Annotated in this window: 1 protein-coding gene and 1 pseudogene; both read right to left on the reverse strand. The window is 40.6% G+C overall.

The genetic code is table 11. The features are described from left to right. Positions 1–986, reverse strand: a pseudogene (locus AB6D06_RS22410) (hypothetical protein); the annotation flags it as partial. A 7-nt stretch (positions 987–993) separates the two neighbouring features. Continuing rightward, positions 994–1,485, reverse strand: a 492-nt coding sequence (locus AB6D06_RS22415; protein WP_372111918.1) for a tyrosine-type recombinase/integrase, incomplete at its 5' end; no start/stop codon positions are given.

Below are 1,485 nucleotides of genomic sequence, written 5' to 3' on the forward strand. Positions count from 1 at the left end.
CCTTTACTATTGCTAGCGACATATAAGAATACTAAATCGCTACCATTCACTTGCCTAAATGGCGAGTTCAACTGAATAATGGTATCGATCAGGTAAGCCACATCTAGTTTTACACCTTGCACAATCTCAAGTTGCTCTGACTTACGCAAGTTGTGTAATTGAATGGCTTTGCCTCGATTTTTGAATACAGTTAATAATTTACGATTGTCTTTAAGTGGATGGTCACTTAATGAGTCTGTAGTCATACCTAGAAGCGGTGAGGTATTGATGCCCGTTTGAATCGCTACAGCCAATAAGCACAGCGTTAATTCATACCCCGACAAAGGCTCAGCTTTTTGATAAATAGGCTTGATGGCTTGCTTGAGTGCCACCACCACTTGCCTCTTTTCATAAGAAGTGAGTGGTCTTTCACCTTTTGTACGTTTACTTGAGTTTGGGAACGGGTTACTGGGGAAAAAATCACTGTTAAGGTTGATATCACTAACAAGTGACCAATAGCCTTTTTCTTTCATTCGAACTAACAGTGACTTGAGACACGTGTAAATACCCTTTTGAGAGCTATATTTTAAATCTCTACCTTTAAGGTTCATTAAATACTGTTCAATAAGGTTAGGCGTAATATCATATTGCGTTAAATCCTCATCAACTGAGCACCTGAATATCTCTAAGTATTGTGATAAATAGCGAAAGCCATGCGTTAAATAGGTGCGCTGAGTTTCTTCAGTAAAAGCATTAGTATTTCTCAGTAGCGCCTTTGCGGTATAGTAAACTCGATTCGTAATGTCGTCGTAGCCTTTGCCGTAATAAGGGGTAAAGTCGAAGTTTGCGCCGTTGCCACCTTCGGGACTTAAATTTGGATAGTTCAAAACAGGATCGATTGGTCGGACAATTTTTTGGCTTTGAGTCCCGTCAATTGTTGGTTCTATTGCCGAGGTTTTCTTTAGCTTATCGTTGGTAATCGTCAGATTTTTTCGTTGTCTCGCCATGCGTCACCTACACAATCGCATCAATCTGTTGTTGATATTCAATCGACAAGTCATCGACCAAATCATTAACCAAGTGCAAATACTTCATCGTGGTTGTGATACTCGAATGCCCAAGTCGAGCTTGTAGATACATCAACGGTTCAAACTTACTGCTTTTACGCTCTAACAGTCCCTTGAGCATGTGCGTTGCGTAAGTGTGTCTTAGCATGTGAGGTGATATGTGAAAGGGCAAATTAAGCGATTTGAGTGCCTTTCCAAAAGCCGAGCCTTGAGAAGTCCACTCTTGACCCTCTGACGTTAAAAATAAGCAATCTGACACTACACCTGATTCTTGTTGCTTCTGAAATCGAGCCTCATTCACATAGCGCCACAAATCTTCCATTAACCTTGATGGAATGTGTATCTTGCGCTCTTTTTCGCCTTTGGTTCGTGAGATGTTTACTTCGTAATAAGTTCGGTTTCCAGTGGGTTTTCGTATTACGTGCAAAGGAAATAGTAA

Source organism: Vibrio sp. 10N.239.311.G01 (assembly GCF_041465805.1).
Taxonomy (GTDB): Bacteria; Pseudomonadota; Gammaproteobacteria; order Enterobacterales; family Vibrionaceae; genus Vibrio; species Vibrio crassostreae_C.